Raw genomic sequence first — 16,748 nt, forward strand, 5'->3', positions numbered from 1 at the left:
CGGTGCCCGTTCACGTGCGGGCACGGTGTTCCGGGACGGCCGCCCCGCGAGTCGGCAGGACCTTTCGAGAACGGGAGTGATGGAGTGCGGATCCGGCGCGTGATCACCACGCGGGAAGGCGGCAGCTCGAAGCCGCCGTTCGACTCGTTCAACCTCGGCGGCCGGGTCGGCGACGACCCGGTGGCGCTCGCGGCGAACGAGCGCAAGCTCGCCGCCGGTATCGGGCTGGACCCGTCGCGGCTGGTGTGGATGGAGCAGATCCACGGCAAGACCGCCGAACTCGTCGACGGTCCGCGCCCGGAGCCGGTGGAGGCCACCGACGCGGTGGTGACCGCGCAGCCCGGTCTGGCGCTGGCGGTGCTCACCGCGGACTGCGTGCCGGTGCTGCTCGGCGATCCGGTGAGCGGTGTGGTGGCCGCGGTGCACGCGGGCCGGGTCGGCGCCCGGGTGGGCGTGCTCGTCGAGGCGCTGAAGGCGATGCGCGACGCGGGCGCCCGGATCGACGACATCGAAGCGCTGCTGGGGCCCGCCGCCTGCGGCCAGTGCTACGAGGTGCCCGAGGCGATGCGCGACGACGTCGAGGAGTACCTGCCCGGCAGCGCGTGCCGCACCCGCAAGGGCACGCCCGGCCTGGACCTGCGCGCAGGCCTGTGGGAGCAGCTGGCGGGCGCGGGCATCGCGAAGATCGGCATCGACCCGCGCTGCACGATGGAGAGCCGCGAGCTGTTCAGCCACCGCCGGGACGGGCCGCGCACCGGCCGGTTCGCCGCCGTGGTGTGGGCCGAGCCGGAGGACGGGTCGTGAGCGAGGACGACGAGCGCCGCGCGGAGCTCGCCGAGTCGCTGGGCGAGGTGCGGCAGCGCCTCGCGGACGCCTGCGCGGCGGCCGGTCGGCCGGTGGCGGACGTGCAACTGCTGGCCGTGACCAAGACCTTCCCGGCGCGGGACGTGGCCCTGCTGACCGATCTGGGCCTGGTCTCGTTCGCGGAGAACCGCGAGCAGGAGGCGCGGCCGAAGGTCGCCGAGCTGGCGGAGCTGCGCCCTGAGGCCGCGGCGCGCTGGCACATGGTCGGGCAGCTGCAGCGGAACAAGGCGCGCTCGGTGGCCCGCTGGGCGGACGTGGTGGAGTCCGCGGACAGCCCGCGGCTGGTAGCGGCGCTGGCCGGTGCGGTGCGCAACGCCCTCGACGCGGGGGAGCGGACACGCCCGCTCGAAATTCTCGTTCAGGTGAACCTCGACGAGGCGGCCGGTCGCGGTGGCTGTCCCGCCGCCGAGGTCCCCGCGCTCGCCGACGACATCGCCGCCCGCAGTGAGCTCCGGTTGCGCGGAGTCATGGCCGTGGCACCGCAGACCACGCCTCCGGGAGTGGCCTTCGACACACTTTCGACGATCTCCGCGCGAGTGCGCCGGGACCACCCCGAAGCTGGGGAGATCTCGGCGGGGATGAGCGGCGATCTGGAGAGTGCTGTGGCCCACGGCTCCACCCGGGTGCGTGTCGGAACAGCGCTGCTGGGAGGGCGACGGTTAATCTCGCCGTAGCCTGGGCGGAGGGTCGAACGCGGGTCGAACCGCGCTCGGCTCGGAGGAGTCGCGGAGGAAGGGCACGCCGATGAGCACGATGCACAAGCTGAAGGCCTACTTCGGCATGGTGCCCGCCGACGAGGTCGACGACTTCGACGACGAGGTCTACCCCGACCGGTACGGCGACGTGGGCGAGTACGACGCGCCCGCCGACCGGGTCGGCAGGCGACGGGTCGGAGTGCGCGGTGGCTACCAGGACGAGGCGGCCGCGGACGAGGGCTTCGACGATCACGGGCTCCGCGAGGCCCCGCACCGGGACCCCGGTCACCGCGGGGAGGAGTACCGCGAGGTCAAGCCGGCCCGCAGGCAGTGGACGCCGGAGACCGCGGCGCGCACGGCCGCCGAGCGGGAGTCCGTCTCCCGGCTGCGGGCCGTCACCGACACCGGCAGCCACTTCAACTTGAGCAAGATCACAACTCTGCATCCTCGCAGCTACAGCGAGGCCCGCACGATCGGGGAGCAGTACCGGGACGGCACCCCGGTGATCATGAACCTGACGGAGATGGACGAAGCGGACGCCAAGCGTCTGGTCGACTTCGCCGCAGGTCTGGCCTTCGCGATGCGCGGTTCGATCGAGAAGGTCACCAACCGGGTGTTCTTGCTCTCACCCCCGAACGTGGACGTCGCAGCCGAGGACAAGCGCCGCTTGGCCGAGGGTGCCTTTTTCAACTACGGGTGACCGGTGGCAGAGTTGAGCTGTGGAACTGGCGCTGATCGTCCTTTACTACGCGGTCTTCATCTTCTGGCTGCTGCTCACGGCCCGTATCGTGATCGAGCTCGTCCGGGTGTTCGCCCGCGACTGGCGCCCCGCTGGAGGGGTTGCAATCGCGTTGGAGAGCATCTACACAGTGACCGACCCGCCGATCCGGCTGCTGCGCCGGGTGATCCCGACGGTCCGCATCGGCGGTGTGGGGCTGGACCTATCCATTATGGTGCTGCTGCTGGTTGTGTTCATACTGATGCAGCTGCTGTTGAAACTGTGGACGCAGACCGGGTAACGGGGAACCCGGGTGACCTGCAGCCGAAGAGTGCGTGAGGTGATCTTGTGGGCTTGACCCCCGCCGACGTGCATAACGTCGCGTTCAGTAAACCGCCGATCGGGAAGCGCGGTTACAACGAGGACGAGGTGGACGCTTTCCTCGACCTGGTTGAAGCCGAGCTCGCCCGGTTGGTGGAGGAGAACAACGATCTGCGCAGCCAGATGGAGCAGCTGGAGAACCAGCTGCAGACCGCGCAGGTCGATCTCGACGACGCCCGCAGTCAGGCGTCCGCGGTTCCCGCCGCCCCCGCTCCGGTGGAAGAACCGCGTCGGCTCGCGCCGGTCCCGGCACCCACCGCGGCCGAGCAGACCTCGCCCGGTGGTGACCACCACGTGCAGGCCGCCAAGGTCCTCGGGCTCGCCCAGGAGATGGCGGACCGGCTGACCGGCGAGGCGAAGGCGGAAGCCGACGGCATGCTCTCGGAGGCCCGGACCAAGTCCGAGCAGCTCCTCTCCGACGCCCGGTCGAAGTCCGACAGCATGGTCAACGAGGCGCGCACCCGCGCCGAGACGATGCTGAACGACGCCCGCACCCGGGCCGAGACCTTGGAACGGCAGGCCCGCGAGAAGGCCGCCGGTCTGGAACGCGACGCGCAGCGCAAGCACGCCGAGGTGATGGGCAACATCACCCAGGAGAAGAACGCGCTGGAGAAGAAGATCGACACCTTGCGCACCTTCGAGCGCGAGTACCGCACCCGGTTGCAGACCTACCTGGAATCGCAGCTGCGTGAACTGCAGGACCGCGGATCGGCGGCACCCGCCGAGAGCGGCAGCCGCGCCGCCGGCCAGCAGAACACCTACAGCTTCGGAGCACGAGCCGCCGAAGCCGGCTGAACGGGCCGGTGACCGGATCCGCCGGTCGCGAGCCACCGCACGGCCATCCGGCCGCCGGTGGTCGGCTGCGGAGGGGACAAGGGGGTCCCCGCACGGTGCGGTGAAGGGGAGTTCGGCGTGTTGTTGGTAGTGCTGTTCCTGGTCCTGGCGGCCGGCGGTGTGCTGGTGACGTCGGTGCTGATCGAACGCCCGGAATGGGCGTGGCTGTCGGTGCTGCTCAGCGTGCTGGCCGCGGCATTGCTCGTGGTGGAACGGTTGCGGCGGCGGAGGGAAGCGAGCTCACCGCCGCGGCAGCCGGTCGCCGCGGGCGAGGCGGGGCGGGACCCGGCGGCACCTGCCGACGAGGTCGACGCCGATGCGGAACCGGACGAGGAGGACACCGACGCGGCGGACGCGCTGCTGGTGTCCGAATCGGACGACGAGGTCGTGGTCGTCGACGAACGTCCCCGGTACCACCTGGCGAGCTGCGAATGGCTCGGCGATCGGGAGGTGCAGGGCCTGCCGGCGAAGGAAGCCCGGGAGCTGGGCTTCACCGCCTGCGCCCGTTGCACCCCGGACGCGGTGCTGGCCGGTCAGGCGCGCGCCGCGCGCTGAACCCGCCGGGTGGCGCGCTCAGGGCCCTGGGCGCGGACCGCGGCGGTGGCCGTGGAAACCCGGTGGCGTCGAATGGTTATGCTGAATGCGGGCTGGTCGCCGGGGAGCGGCCGGCCCGCATCGGCGTTGATCCGGCCATCACCGGGGAGCCTCCGGAAGAACGGGCGCGGCGCTGCCGCGGCGCCCCAGTAGAACCGGACGGGTTCGGCCCGTCACAGCCGGCAACGAGTGGCCGTCGCGTTCGCGGCGGCAAGCGGGGTGGTACCGCGGGACGCGGGCGACCGGATTCGGTCGCGCGCCGTGTCGTCCCCGTGTGGGCATCGAGTGCGGATGCCCGTGCGGCTGCTGACGACACACCGGCGAGGAGAACACCCGCGATGGCTTACCCGAAGGTCCGATTCGGCGGAACGCCCGCCCCGGAGGGCGCGGATCGAGCAGCCCCCCAGGAGCGCGGGGTGGCCGCACAACCGTCCTTCCCGCAGATCGAGCGGGAAGTGCTCGACTTCTGGTCCGCGGACGGGACGTTCCGGGAGAGCGTGCAGGCCAGGGACGCGGGCGTCAACGGGTCGAACGAGTTCGTGTTCTACGACGGCCCGCCGTTCGCGAACGGCCTGCCGCACTACGGGCACCTGCTCACCGGGTACGTCAAGGACGCGGTGCCGCGCTACCAGACGATGCGCGGCCACCGGGTGGAGCGGCGCTTCGGCTGGGACTGCCACGGGCTGCCCGCGGAGGTGCAGGCGGAGAAGCAGCTCGGCATCACCTCGAAGTCCGAGATCGAGTCGATGGGCGTCGCCCAGTTCAACGACGCCTGCCGCGCCTCGGTGCTGCGCTACACGCGGGAGTGGGAGGACTACGTCACCCGCCAGGCGCGCTGGGTGGACTTCGAGAACGACTACAAGACGCTCGACATGGACTACATGGAGAGCGTGATGTGGGCCTTCAAGACCTTGTGGGACAAGGGCTTGGTCTACGAGGGCTTCCGGGTGCTCTGGTACTGCTGGCGCTGCGAGACGCCGCTGTCCAACACCGAGACTCGGATGGACGACACCTACCGCCAGCGGCAGGACCCGGCGGTGACCGTGGGCCTGCGGCTCGTCGCGCCGGGCAAGGCGTTCGACGGGGCGCTGGCGCTGGTGTGGACGACGACGCCGTGGACGCTGCCGTCGAACCTCGCGGCCGCGGTCCACCCCGAGGTGGACTACGTGCTCGTGGAGCCCGGTCAGGGCGGCGAGCGCTACCTGCTGGCCGAGGCGCGGCTGGGCGCGTACGCGCGGGAGCTCGGCGAGGACGTCGCCGACCGCGTCGTCGCCCGGTTCACCGGTGCCGAGCTGGTCGGCACGAGCTACCGGCCGCCGTTCGACTTCTTCGCCGGGCGGGAGAACGCCCACCGGGTGCTGCCCGCCGACTACGTGACCACCGAGGACGGCACCGGTGTCGTGCACATCGCGCCCGCCTTCGGTGAGGAGGACAAGGCCGTCACCGACGCGCACGACATCGAACCGGTCGTGCCGGTCGACGCGCGCGGCCGGTTCACCGCCGAGGTCCCGCCGTACGAGGGCCAGCAGGTCTTCGAGGCGAACAAGCAGATCATCCGGGACCTCAAGGAAGCCGGGCTGCTGCTGCGGCACGAGACCTACGACCACCCGTACCCGCACTGCTGGCGCTGCGACAACGCGCTGATCCAGCGCGCCCTGTCGTCCTGGTTCGTGGCCGTCACCCAGTTCCGGGACCGCATGGTCGAGCTCAACCAGCAGATCAACTGGGTGCCGGGGCACATCCGGGACGGCCAGTTCGGCAAGTGGCTGTCCAACGCCCGCGACTGGAACATCTCGCGGAACCGGTTCTGGGGTTCGCCGATCCCGGTGTGGACCTCGGACGACCCGGCGCACCCGCGCACCGACGTGTACGGCTCGCTGGACGAGCTGGAGCGCGACTTCGGGGTGCGGCCCGCCGACCTGCACCGGCCGAACATCGACGAGCTGACCCGGCCGAACCCGGACGACCCGACCGGCAAGTCCACCATGCGGCGGGTGCCGGAGGTGCTGGACTGCTGGTTCGAGTCCGGGGCGATGCCGTTCGCGCAGGTCCACTACCCGTTCGAGAACGCCGACTGGTTCGAGCACCACTACCCGGGCGACTTCATCGTCGAGTACAACGGCCAGTCCCGCGGCTGGTTCTACCTGCTGCACGTGCTGGCGACCGCGCTGTTCGACCGGCCCGCGTTCTCCAACGTGGTCGCGCACGGCATCGTGCTCGGCGACGACGGCATGAAGATGTCGAAGTCGAAGAACAACTACCCGGACGTCAACGAGGTCTTCGACCGCGACGGTTCGGACGCGATGCGCTGGTTCCTGATGGCCAGCCCGATCCTGCGCGGCGGCGACCTCGTGGTCACCGAGCGCGGCATCCGGGATGCGGTGCGCCAGGCCGTGCTGCCGCTGTGGAACTCCTGGTACTTCCTGGCGCTGTACGCCAACGCCGAAGGCGTCGAGGGCCGGTTCCGGGTGGACAGCGAGCACGTGCTGGACCGCTACGTGCTCGCCAAGACCCACGAGCTCGTCGGCGACGTGCAGGCCGCGATGGACGTGTTCGACCCGGCGGGGGCGTGCGCCAGCGTCCGGGACTTCCTGGAGGTCCTGACGAACTGGTACGTGCGCCGCTCCCGGGACCGGTTCTGGGCCGGGGACGCCGATGCCATCGACACGCTGCACACCGTGCTGGAGGTGACCTCCCGGGTGGTGGCGCCGCTGCTGCCGCTGACCGCGGAGGCGGTGTGGCGCGGGCTCACCGGTGGCCGTTCGGTGCACCTGGCCGACTGGCCGCTGGTCGACGAGCTGCCCGCGGACGCGGCGCTGGTCTCGGCGATGGACCGGGTGCGGCAGGTGTGCTCCTCGGTGCTGGCCCTGCGGAAGTCGAACTCGCGGCGCGTCCGGCTGCCGCTGGCGAAGCTGGTCGTGGCCATGCCGGAAGCCGGCTCGCTGGAGCCGTTCGTGGACCTGATCCGGGACGAGGTGAACGTCAAGGAGGTCGAGCTGACCACCGACGTCGCCGCGCACGGCCGGTTCGAGATCGCCGTGAACGCCCGCGCCGCAGGACCCCGGCTCGGCAAGGACGTGCAGCGGGTGATCAAGGCCGTGAAGTCCGGCGACTGGACCCGGAACGCGGCGGGGGCCGTCGTCGCGGACGGCACCGAACTCCAGGAGGGCGAGTTCACCGAGCGGCTGGTGTCCACCGACTCCGGTGCCGCGGCCGCGCTGCCGGGCGGGGCCGGGCTGGTGGTGCTGGACTGCGACGTCACCTCGGAGCTGGCCGCCGAAGGCGTGGCCCGCGACCTGGTGCGCGTCGTGCAGCAGGCGCGCCGGGACGCCGGGTTCGAGATCTCCGACCGCATCCGCGTCGAGGTCTCCGCGCCCGCGGAGGTGCTGGCCGCGGTGGACGCGCACCGCGAGTTCATCGCTGCCGAAACCCTCGCCGATGTCGTGTCCGAGGGCGCGGCCGCGGGTGGTTCCGCGGGCAGCGTCGGGGACGGCGTGGACGTCTCGGTCGCCGTCGAACGCGTCTGATCGGCCGCCCCCGGGCGGGTCCGCGAGATCCTTCGCGGACCCGCCCGGACGGGCGTGGCACACCTCCCACTTCGCACCGGACGGTTGCGCGCGGCGGGGGGTGGTCCTTAAGGTTCGTCGTCGAAGGTCATGAGTGCCAGCGGGAAACCCCGGTTTGCTGGCCGGCAACCCTCCTACCGCGGTGGGGTGCCCCGGGTGAGGACCTGGCCGATCGCGCAGGGCGGTCGGCAAGCGCGGGCCCCGAATGCTCCGGGCCCGGTGAGGCCCCAGGAGGCATCGTGTCGTCAGCCGTTCGCTCCGCCGCCGGTGAGATCGCCGAAACCCCGATCTGGTCCGTCGTGGACTCCGTTCCCGTGGTGCCCGCGGTCGTCGGCGCGCAGCTGCAGGTCCCGCTGGTCACCGGCGGTTCCGCCGAGTACGCCAACCTGGACCACGGGGCCAGCGCGCCCTGCCTGAACGCGGTGCGCGACGCCGTGAACGAGCTGCTGCCCTGGTACGCCAGCGTGCACCGCGGCGCCGGGTTCGCCTCCCAGGTGTGCACCCGGGTCTACGAGGGCGCTCGGGACGTGCTGCGCCGCTTCGTCGGCGCCCGCCGCACCGACTCGGTGATCTTCACCCGGAACACCACGGACGCGCTGAACCTGCTGGCCGGTGCGCTGCCCGCGGACACCTCGGTGGTCGTGTTCGACACCGAGCACCACGCGGCGCTGCTGCCGTGGGCGGGGGAGCGGCTGCACCGCCTCGACATCCCGGAGAGCCCGCAGGACGCGGTGCGGCTGCTCGACGCCGCGCTCGCCGAGTGCGCCGACGGGCCGAAGCTCGCGGTGCTGACCGGCGCCTCCAACGTGACCGGCGAGCTGTGGCCGATCGCCGAACTCGCCCGCGTCGCGCGTGCGCACGGCGCCCGCACCGTGCTCGACGCCGCCCAGCTCGCCCCGCACCGCCCGATCCGCATCGCCGACCTCGGCGTGGACCACGCGGTGCTGTCCGGCCACAAGCTCTACGCCCCGTTCGGCGCGGGCGCGCTCATCGGCCGCGACGACTGGCTGGACCGGGCCGAGCCGTACCTGGCCGGGGGCGGCGCCACCCGCTCGGTCCCCGACGAGGGCGAGATCGACTGGAACACCGGTCCCGAAAGGCACGAGGCCGGGTCGCCGAACACGGTCGGCGTGCACGCGCTCGCCAAGGCCTGCGAGGTGATCGCCGAGCACGCCGAGGCGATCGAGGGGCACGAGGACCTGCTGCTGCGCAGGCTCCGCGCCGGGCTCGCCACCGTGCCCGGGCTGCGCGAGCTGAGCCTGTTCGGGCCCGAGCACGACCGGGTCGGCGTGGTCGGCTTCACCGTGGACGGCCAGGACCCGGGCCTGCTGGCCGCGGCGCTGTCCGCGGAGCACGGCATCGGCGTGCGGGACGGGCTGTTCTGCGCGCACCGCGCCGTGCGGCACCTGCTGGCAGGCACCGACGCGCAGCGCGCGGTCCGGATCAGCCTCGGCCTCGGCACCACCGTCGAGCACGTGGACCGGATCGTCACCGCGCTGCGCGAGCTGGTCGCCCACGGGCCGCAGTGGAGCTACGAACTGGACGGCGGCCGCTGGGTGCCCGCCGACGATCCGCGCGAGTTCCCCGCCGCGTTGGCGTGAGCCGCTGCGAACGACCGATCGGCGGTCGGGGAGAATGGGCCGGGTGAACACCGAGCAGTCCGACTCCGAGCAGCCCGGATCGAACCCCGCCGACGGCGCGGGCTCGACCTCAGAACCGGAAGCGCGACCCGCCGCGGGCGGGGACGGCGGTACCGCCGCAGGCGAGCCGGACTCGGGTTCGGACGTCGCCGGGGCGACCGCGGTCGAACCCGCCGGTGGCCGCGCGCCGCGGAAGCTGCTGGTCCTGCTGTTCGGGGTGGCGGCGCTGCTGCTGGCCGCGGACGTGCTGACCAAGATCGCCGCCGTCGCCCGGCTCGACGGGCGGCCACCGCTGGAGCTGTTCGGCGGTGCCGTGTACCTGGTGCTGGTGCGCAACCCGGGGGCCGCGTTCTCGCTGGCCACCGGCATGACCTGGCTGCTGGCGCTGCTGGCGATCGCCGTCGTCGGCGTCATCGTGTGGCTGGCGCCGAAGCTGCGCTCCACCGGCTGGGCCGTGGGGCTCGGCCTGGTGCTGGGCGGGGCCTGCGGGAACCTGGTCGACCGGCTGTTCCGGGAACCGGGGCCGCTGCGCGGGCACGTGGTGGACTTCGTGTCGCTGTTCGCGCCGGACGGCAGCGTGTGGCCGGTGTTCAACGTCGCCGACTCGTCCATCGTGTGCGGCGGAATCCTCGTGGTGCTCCTGTCGCTGTTCGGCCGGGATTACGACGGCTCCGTGCACACCCGCAAGAAGCGCGAGGACCGGGCATGAGCGATCTGCGGATGCTCCCGGTCCCGGACGGCCTCGAAGGCATGCGGGTCGATGCGGGTCTGGCGAAGCTGCTCGGGCTGTCCCGGAGCACGGTGGCGGGGCTCGCCGAATCCGGTGAGGTGCTGCTGGACGGCGCCCCCGTCGGCAAGTCCGACCGGCTCATCGCGGGCGGACTGGTGGAGGTGACGCTGCCCGCGGCCCGGCCGGAACCGGAAGTGGTCGCGGTCCCGGTGGAAGGCCTGCGGATCCTGCACCAGGACGACGACATCGTCGTGGTGGACAAGCCCATCGGCGTCGCCGTGCACCCCAGCCCCGGCTGGGAGGGACCCACCGTGATCGGCGGGCTCGCCGCGGCGGGCGTGCAGATCGCGACCTCGGGCGCCGCGGAGCGCCAGGGCGTGGTGCACCGGCTCGACGCGGGCACCACCGGCGTCATGGTCGCGGCGAAGAGCGAGCACGCCTACACCGCGCTGAAGCGGGCCTTCAAGGAACGCACCGTGGAGAAGCGCTACCACGCGCTGGTACAGGGCCACCCCGATCCGAGCAGCGGCACCATCGACGCGCCGATCGACCGGCACCCCAAGCACGACTACAAGTTCGCCGTGGTCAGCGGTGGCAAGCCGAGCATCACCCACTACGAGACGGTGGAGGCGTTCCGCGCCGCGTCCTTGGTGGACGTGAAGCTGGAGACCGGGCGCACGCACCAGATCCGGGTGCACTTCTCCGCGGTCCGGCATCCGTGCGCGGGCGATCTCACCTACGGGGCGGACCCGGTGCTGGCGCGGCGGCTGCAGCTGGGTAGGCAGTGGTTGCACGCCCGGATGCTGGGCTTCGAGCACCCCGCCGACGGGCAGTGGGTGACGTTCACCAGCGACTACCCGGACGATCTGCAGCACGCCCTCGACGTCCTGCGCGAACAGGACTCCTGAGCCGCTCTCGCCGCGCCTTGTGGTGATCTTCGTCCAGGCGCGGTCGGACGATCGCGTAGCGTGGTCGTACTGATCCAGGAGCGGTGGGGAGGGGCCGATGACCCAGGCCGGAGCGGGCGGGGCGTTCGACGGGCGTCGCGAGGAGTTCACCGACGACATGCCGACGCCGCCGACGGGCCTGTCGTTGGGCGGTTCGCCGCCGCCTGGACCCGCGCGGCGGGACGGGCGCGCGGAGGCCGAGGACTGGCCCACCACCGATGCGGAGCGGACCGATCCGGGCCAGCTGGGGCTCGCGGAGCTGCTCGCGGCCGAGGACGTCGGCCGCGCGGGCCCGGCGGTGCTGGGCGCGGACCCCGTCGCGGATTCATCGGCGGACGCAGGGGACTGGCCCACCCTCCAGCGCCGCGAACGCCGTCCCGAACGCACTCGCCCCGGCCCCCTGGACTGGGTCCGCCGCCGCACCACCTGACGGTCCACATTGGACTGAACCGCCGCGACTCTGCGCTGTGGAAGGTCATTTTCGCCTGTCAGCGGCGAAGCCGCTGAGCGGAGACCACCCGAGCAACTCGCACCGCAGCGGGTTCTCAGCGGTTTCCTCGCGAGGACGGCGATTTCTCCTGTGGCGGAGCCACCGGTGAGATCGATCCCGCCGCGAGGGGCCCGCTGAGGTTCCGCCACCCGCCCCACCGAGCAGAACGAGCCGGATCAGAGATCAGTGATATCCCAGTGCAGGGTTCGGTGTTCGTCTCCTGGTCTCATGGTCCACCGCACCGTGGACAGCTCGGTGTCCTCCGGCAGCACGTAGACGGTGTGCCCGCCCGCGGTTTCGCCGGGCGGGACGCCGATGCGGTGCGGCGGCCGGGAGGACAGCGCGACCGGTGCTTTGCCCACGGTGGAGCCGTCTTCGGCGACCAGCACCAGGTAGAGGTCGGGCAGCGAGGTGAACGGCATGGGGCTGCGGTTGGTGAGCTCGGTGTGCACGACGACGGAGCGTTCGCCTTCTTGCAGCTGGTAGCCGGCGGCGGTGTACAAGAAGTCGGCGGGGTCGACGACTTCGACGAGCTGGATGGTGATCCGCTCGCCTTCGGGGCCGTCCACGTCGAGCTTGGTGCCGACCTTGCCGGTGCGGGCCGCGGCGGGCACCGCGGTCTTGGCGGTGGGTGCGTGCGGGTTCGCGACCTGCTGGGTCTGCTGGTTCGGCGGGGCGGCCTGGGCCGGTTGCGGCCCGGAATGCGGTCCTGATTGCGGTCCGGCCGCGGGCTGGCCGGGTTGCGGGGGCCGCTGCTGCTGGTCGCCGCGCGCCCAAGCGGCGGAGCCGGGCGGGCCCCAGGTGTTCTGAGGTGCCTGCTGCGGTCCGGGCGCCGGTGCGGGCCTGGCCTGCTGCGGCTGGCCGAGGGAGGCGGGCGGTCCGGCGGGGGTGAACGGTTGCGCGCCGCCGGTCTGGTTCTGGCCGGGGTGTCCGCCGCTGTGCGCCCCGCTGGGACCGCCGTGCACCTGGTGGCCGCCGCTCGGCGGGTTCGGCACCTGGTACCCACCGCTGGGCGGATTGGGCACCTGGTATCCGCCGCTGGCCTGGGTCCAGGCGTTGGCGGCGGCGACCGCGTTGCGGATGCCGACCGGGTCGCACTCGACGCCGACGACCATGGGGAGACCGGTGGTGGAGAGCACGGCGAGCCGGGCGGCCACGTCGCGGACGTCCATCCCGAGCCGCGACGCGATCTCGTGCACCGCGGCGCGCCCGGATTCGGCGACGGCGGTGAGCAGACGTACGTCCACGGGATCAGGAGCGGTCACGTCAGGCCACGCTACCCCCTAGGAACGATCACCGTCCGCAAGGGCGGGATGTTCGCGGGAACCCGGTCCGCCGAGCTCGTCGAGCTCGGGATCGATCCGGCTGGGGACCGATCCGCGGCACGCCCGGGAGGGTCGCGGATCTCGTCGGGAGGTGGCGTCGGGCCGTCCCGGTCCGGCGCCGCCGTGACCACGCCTTCGCTCGTCGGCACCGCCGATCGGACCGGTGCGCTTTCCGGCCGGTCCGCCGCCGTTCGCGATGATGGGGAGACCGCCGAACGGTCCGCGCTCGTCCCGCGCCGACCGCGCAGGAGGAGCACACCGTGCCGGGGCCACCTCCAGGTGCGCACCTGGTGCTCGATGCTCGGCGCTGTCCAGCTGTCCAGCTGTCCAGCTGTCCAGCTGTCCAGCTGTCCACCGAGGACGGGTCGCAGGGGGAGCTGACGGGCCTGTTCGGCGCCGGGCACTTCGAATCCTGCTGATCGGGTGAGCGGGGAGGGGCTGTTCGGACGGTCCCTCCCGCGTCCGCGGCGGTACCCGCGGAACGCCTCGGATGGTGGCTCGCGCACCGCCGCGGAAGCTGAGAATCCTCTCAGATCGCGGCGAGTTGACTGTCCCGCGACAGCCTCCCACCCGAGAGGACGCGATGTCCGCCACCACGGAGAACGCCGAGTCGATCGTCCTCGACGACGCGTTCATGCAGGACCCCTACGTGCGCTACGCGCGGCTGCGCGCCGACGCTCCCGCGCAGAAGGTGATCAGCCGGGCAGGCATCCCGGTGTGGGTCGTGACCCGCTACGCGGAAGCGCGCCAGGCGCTCTCCGATCCGAGGCTGCAGAAGAACGTCGAAGGCACCAAGAAGGCCATCGACAACCAGCTGGGGGAGGGCGCGCATCGCGCCGAGTTCATCGACGACCTCAACGCGCACCTGCTCAACACGGACCCGCCGGACCACTCCCGGCTGCGCAAGCTCGTGCTCAAGGGCTTCACCCCGCGCCGCGTCGAGGACCTGCGGCCCCGCGTGGAGCTGCTCACCGGCGAACTGCTCGACGAGATCGCCGGCCGCGGCGAGATCGACCTGCTGCACGAGTTCGCGTTCCCGCTGCCCATCATCGTGATCTCCGAGATGCTCGGCGTGGAGCAGGAGCGCCACGAGGACTTCAAGCGCTGGACGACGGCGCTGGTCAACGGCGCCGACGCCGAGACGATCAACTCGGCCGGGACCGCCATCGGCGAGTACACCGCCGGGCTGATCGCCCGCAAGCGCGAGGAACCCGGCGACGACCTGATCAGCGCGCTCATCGTGGCCGCCGACGGGACGGACCGGCTCAGCGAACCCGAACTGATCTCCATGGCGTTCCTGCTGCTCGCCGCCGGGCACGAGACGACGGTGAACCTCATCGGCAACTGCGTCTACGACCTGCTCGGCAACCCGGAACGGCTGGCCGAGGTGCGCGCCGACCCGGACCTCGTCGACGACGCGATCGAGGAGACGCTGCGGCACGAGAGCCCGGTGAACCTGGCGACGATGCGGCACACCGCCGAACCGGTGCTGCTCGGCGACGTGGAGATCCCGGCGGGCGAGCTCGTGCTGGTGTCGCTCGGTTCGGCGAACCGGGACGAGCGGCGCTTCGACCGGCCCGACGAGTTCGACCTGAGCCGCTCCAGCACCGGGCACCTCGGATTCGGGCACGGCATCCACTTCTGCCTCGGCGCCTCGCTGGCCCGGCTCGAAGCGCGGATCGCGGTGCGCGGGCTGCTGGAGCGCTTCCCCGACCTGCGCCTCGCCGTGGACCCGGCGGAACTCCGGTGGCGGCCCAGCACCCTCGTGCACGGTCTCGAAGCGCTGCCGATCCGGCTGTCCTGAAACGCACCGCGCCCCCGGGGAGGAACCCCGGGGGCGCGGTCGTGTCGCGGGGATCAGCGCGCGTCGCGCAGCGCGATCACCGTGTACGGCCCCACCTCGCGGCGCTCGAACCGCGGGTCGTCGAACGCGGCCGGGTCGAAGAACACGTCGTAGTCCCGCACGTTCGGCAGCTGCGGGAACGCGTCGCCCTTGAGGTTCAGCGCCAGCTTCCGGCCGTTCTCGTCCGACGGGTCCGCCGCGCGCTCCTGGTCCGCCTCCGACGCGACCGGGCTGTCCTGGTTGCGGAGGATGAACACGTTCGGCGTGGTGAACCGGCTGTGCTGCAGCATGTCCAGCAGCTCCGCGCCGCTGCGCGCCTTCGTCCAGCGCTCGATCTCCGCGGTCCGCCCGTCGTAGTCGGCCAGCGGGTTCGCGTAGTGCGGCGTCTCCTGCTGGAAGCTCCAGTACGGCTGGAACGACAGCAGCTTGTAGTCGGTGGTCAGCAGCAGGTTCCGCTGCGGCGGGCGACCGGTCAGCTGCGACACCTCCCGGTACACGTCGTCGGCCCACGAACCGGTCTGCTCCGGATCGCGCGCGCCCTTCGCGTTGTCGCCCGTCGGGTAGTAGTCCTCGTATGCCTGGTCCGCGGACGGCGCCAGCGCGCTGCCGATCGCGCCCTGCGTCAACGTGATCGCGCCGAGCAGCCCCAGCGCGCAGGACAGGACCGTGATCCGCGCGGCGTAGGCCGCGTCCACCCGCTCCCGCAGCCAGCCGATGAACTCCAGCACCGCGAACACCCCGGCCACCGCCAGCACGACGCCCAGGATCACGTTCAACCGGAACGCGAGCAGCGTCGTCTTCGCCACCAGCGCCAGCGTCGAGAGCCCGAACCAGGTGTAGATCGCGACCACCACGGTCAGCATCGCCGCCGCGACCTCGCTGCGCCGCGCCCGCAGCACCAGCCAGGCGAACCCCGCCAGGCACAGCGCGCCGACCGGGCTCGCCGACATCATCGGCACCGGCAGGAACGAACCGTCCTCCGGCAGGTAGTGCAGCGCCGCGCTGCGCGGGTTGTCGGTGAACACGTGCGTGGCCAGCACGTACGGCAGCCACACCAGCAGCGACACGAGCCCGCTGACCACGCCGATCGGCAGCAGCCGGAAGAACATGCGCTGGACCGTCGGCCACACCCGCTCGCCGCGGCGCACCCGGAACACGCCGACCACCACGGCCATCGCCACGATCAGCAGCACCGCGAAGCCGAAGTGCAGGGTGTAGGTGATCGCCGCGAACCCGACGTACCCGCCGATGCACACCAGCGTCCAGCGCGGGGCGCGCTCCTCGCGGCGCATCGCGTGCCAGGTCAGCACCGCGATCGGCGCCAGCCACGCCGCAGACGGCCACGCGTACGGCTCCTCGATGCCGTGCAGCATCCCCGCCAGCGAGGTCGCGATCGCGGCCAGCAGCGCCAGCCGCCTGCGCACCACGACGCTCCACAGCGTGAACGCGACGACGCTCGTCACCGCCACCCAGATCAGCGCGTACGGCTTGTACGCCGCCCAGCCCTCCCAGCCGAGCAGGTTCGCGAACCTGCCGCCCAGCCAGAACCAGCCGCCCGGGTAGTACGGCGCGACGCCCGCGTAGTTCATGTCGGACAGGTCCCAGGCGGACGCCATCCGGGTCATGTATTGCAGGCGGAACGCGTTGTCCGTCGACGAACCGCCGAAGTAGTACCGCGTCGCCTGCAGCGGAATCGCCAGCGCCAGCGTGGTGAACGTGGACAGCGCGGCCCACGTCCCCGCCAGCCGCACCGGGCGCGGTAACCGGGTGGGACCGGCCGCCAGCAGCGCGAACGTGATCAACAACACCAGCGCGGCGCCGAGCGAGGCCAGCGCCTCCGGCGCGAAGCTCGGTTCGCTGATGCCGAGGCGCGCCACCGCGAACTGCAGGACGAGGCTCACCACGGCGGCGACGATCGACCCGGCGACCAGTTCGGCAACGGTGCTGCGCAAGGGAAGTCGCACGGCGGAGTCCCGGCGCGGCGCATCGATCGATCGGGGTCCGGTCAGCACCGGACTCGGCAAGGTTCCCGCCACGTGAGTTCGATCCTTCGGAAGTGGGGGACAGGACGCCCGCGCAGAATAGAGGATGGCCACCGGACACCCGCGCCGCGCCTGGAAG

At 72.1% G+C, this 16,748-nt stretch carries 14 protein-coding genes and 1 riboswitch; of the genes, 12 read left to right on the forward strand and 2 right to left on the reverse strand.

The annotated features are described in order from the left end of the window. Positions 1-84 precede the first annotated feature (84 nt). The 11 genes from pgeF to AC29IT_RS26120 all read left to right on the forward strand — a co-directional run bounded on the left by pgeF (position 85) and on the right by AC29IT_RS26120 (position 11,399). A complete protein-coding gene (gene pgeF / locus AC29IT_RS26070; protein WP_358436036.1) occupies positions 85-804 on the forward strand; it encodes a peptidoglycan editing factor PgeF in 720 nt (239 codons plus the stop codon). Next, on the forward strand, positions 801-1,538 hold the full coding sequence (locus AC29IT_RS26075) for a YggS family pyridoxal phosphate-dependent enzyme (protein WP_488220429.1): 738 nt from the start codon (positions 801-803) through the stop codon (positions 1,536-1,538). Before pgeF ends, AC29IT_RS26075 begins: the two co-directional genes overlap by 4 nt. 70 nt (positions 1,539-1,608) lie before the next feature. Beyond that, positions 1,609-2,259, forward strand: coding sequence for a cell division protein SepF (locus tag AC29IT_RS26080; RefSeq protein WP_358436042.1), 651 nt, complete (start codon positions 1,609-1,611; stop codon positions 2,257-2,259). A gap of 19 nt (positions 2,260-2,278) precedes the next feature. Beyond that, positions 2,279-2,578 carry a YggT family protein gene (locus tag AC29IT_RS26085; protein WP_358436045.1) on the forward strand — a complete coding sequence of 100 codons (300 nt, stop codon included), beginning with the start codon at positions 2,279-2,281 and terminating at the stop codon, positions 2,576-2,578. Positions 2,579-2,625: 47 nt separating this feature from the next. After that, positions 2,626-3,453, forward strand: a complete 828-nt coding sequence (wag31, locus tag AC29IT_RS26090) for a DivIVA-like cell division protein Wag31 (RefSeq protein WP_358436048.1) — start codon at positions 2,626-2,628, stop codon at positions 3,451-3,453. Positions 3,454-3,570: 117 nt separating this feature from the next. Then, positions 3,571-4,047 (forward strand): hypothetical protein, encoded by a 477-nt coding sequence (locus AC29IT_RS26095; RefSeq protein WP_358436050.1) that lies wholly within the window; start codon positions 3,571-3,573, stop codon positions 4,045-4,047. Positions 4,048-4,424: 377 nt separating this feature from the next. Continuing rightward, the gene (gene ileS, locus AC29IT_RS26100; RefSeq protein ID WP_358436052.1) at positions 4,425-7,613 is read left to right on the forward strand and encodes an isoleucine--tRNA ligase; all 3,189 of its coding nucleotides are present in this window, start codon (positions 4,425-4,427) and stop codon (positions 7,611-7,613) included. 125 nt (positions 7,614-7,738) lie between these two features. After that, a riboswitch (SAM riboswitch) is annotated at positions 7,739-7,853 on the forward strand. A gap of 71 nt (positions 7,854-7,924) precedes the next feature. Beyond that, complete coding sequence (locus AC29IT_RS26105) at positions 7,925-9,253, forward strand: aminotransferase class V-fold PLP-dependent enzyme (RefSeq protein ID WP_358436206.1); 1,329 nt, start codon at positions 7,925-7,927, stop codon at positions 9,251-9,253. A gap of 34 nt (positions 9,254-9,287) precedes the next feature. Next, positions 9,288-10,001 carry a signal peptidase II gene (lspA, locus tag AC29IT_RS26110; RefSeq protein ID WP_358436055.1) on the forward strand — a complete coding sequence of 238 codons (714 nt, stop codon included), beginning with the start codon at positions 9,288-9,290 and terminating at the stop codon, positions 9,999-10,001. 11 nt (positions 10,002-10,012) lie between these two features. Beyond that, positions 10,013-10,930: an RluA family pseudouridine synthase gene (locus tag AC29IT_RS26115; protein ID WP_488220470.1), complete on the forward strand. Its 918-nt coding sequence runs from the start codon at positions 10,013-10,015 to the stop codon at positions 10,928-10,930. A 97-nt stretch (positions 10,931-11,027) separates the two neighbouring features. Then, complete coding sequence (locus AC29IT_RS26120) at positions 11,028-11,399, forward strand: hypothetical protein (RefSeq protein WP_488220430.1); 372 nt, start codon at positions 11,028-11,030, stop codon at positions 11,397-11,399. Positions 11,400-11,635: 236 nt separating this feature from the next. On the opposite strand, the gene AC29IT_RS26125 is transcribed toward AC29IT_RS26120, so the two are convergent. Continuing rightward, the gene (locus AC29IT_RS26125; protein ID WP_488220431.1) at positions 11,636-12,724 is read right to left on the reverse strand and encodes an AsnC family protein; all 1,089 of its coding nucleotides are present in this window, start codon (positions 12,722-12,724) and stop codon (positions 11,636-11,638) included. 643 nt (positions 12,725-13,367) lie between these two features. Here AC29IT_RS26125 and AC29IT_RS26130 point away from each other — a divergent pair. Continuing rightward, positions 13,368-14,588, forward strand: coding sequence for a cytochrome P450 family protein (locus tag AC29IT_RS26130; protein ID WP_488220432.1), 1,221 nt, complete (start codon positions 13,368-13,370; stop codon positions 14,586-14,588). Positions 14,589-14,641: 53 nt separating this feature from the next. Here AC29IT_RS26130 and AC29IT_RS26135 read toward each other — a convergent pair whose 3' ends face one another. Then, positions 14,642-16,591, reverse strand: a complete 1,950-nt coding sequence (locus AC29IT_RS26135; RefSeq protein WP_358436067.1) for an arabinofuranosyltransferase — start codon at positions 16,589-16,591, stop codon at positions 14,642-14,644. Positions 16,592-16,748 lie beyond the last annotated feature (157 nt).

Source organism: Saccharopolyspora sp. MMCC62 (genome assembly GCF_057736575.1).

Excerpts from the sequence above, each read along its gene's own strand:
- AC29IT_RS26080 (WP_358436042.1), top strand. The coding sequence starts at position 1,609 with ATGAGCACGATGCACAAGCTGAAGGCCTACTTCGGCATGGTGCCCGCC.
- ileS (WP_358436052.1), top strand. The coding sequence starts at position 4,425 with ATGGCTTACCCGAAGGTCCGATTCGGCGGAACGCCCGCCCCGGAGGGC.
- lspA (WP_358436055.1), top strand. The coding sequence starts at position 9,288 with ATGGGCCGGGTGAACACCGAGCAGTCCGACTCCGAGCAGCCCGGATCG.
- AC29IT_RS26115 (WP_488220470.1), top strand. The coding sequence starts at position 10,013 with ATGCTCCCGGTCCCGGACGGCCTCGAAGGCATGCGGGTCGATGCGGGT.
- AC29IT_RS26120 (WP_488220430.1), top strand. The coding sequence starts at position 11,028 with ATGACCCAGGCCGGAGCGGGCGGGGCGTTCGACGGGCGTCGCGAGGAG.
- AC29IT_RS26130 (WP_488220432.1), top strand. The coding sequence starts at position 13,368 with ATGTCCGCCACCACGGAGAACGCCGAGTCGATCGTCCTCGACGACGCG.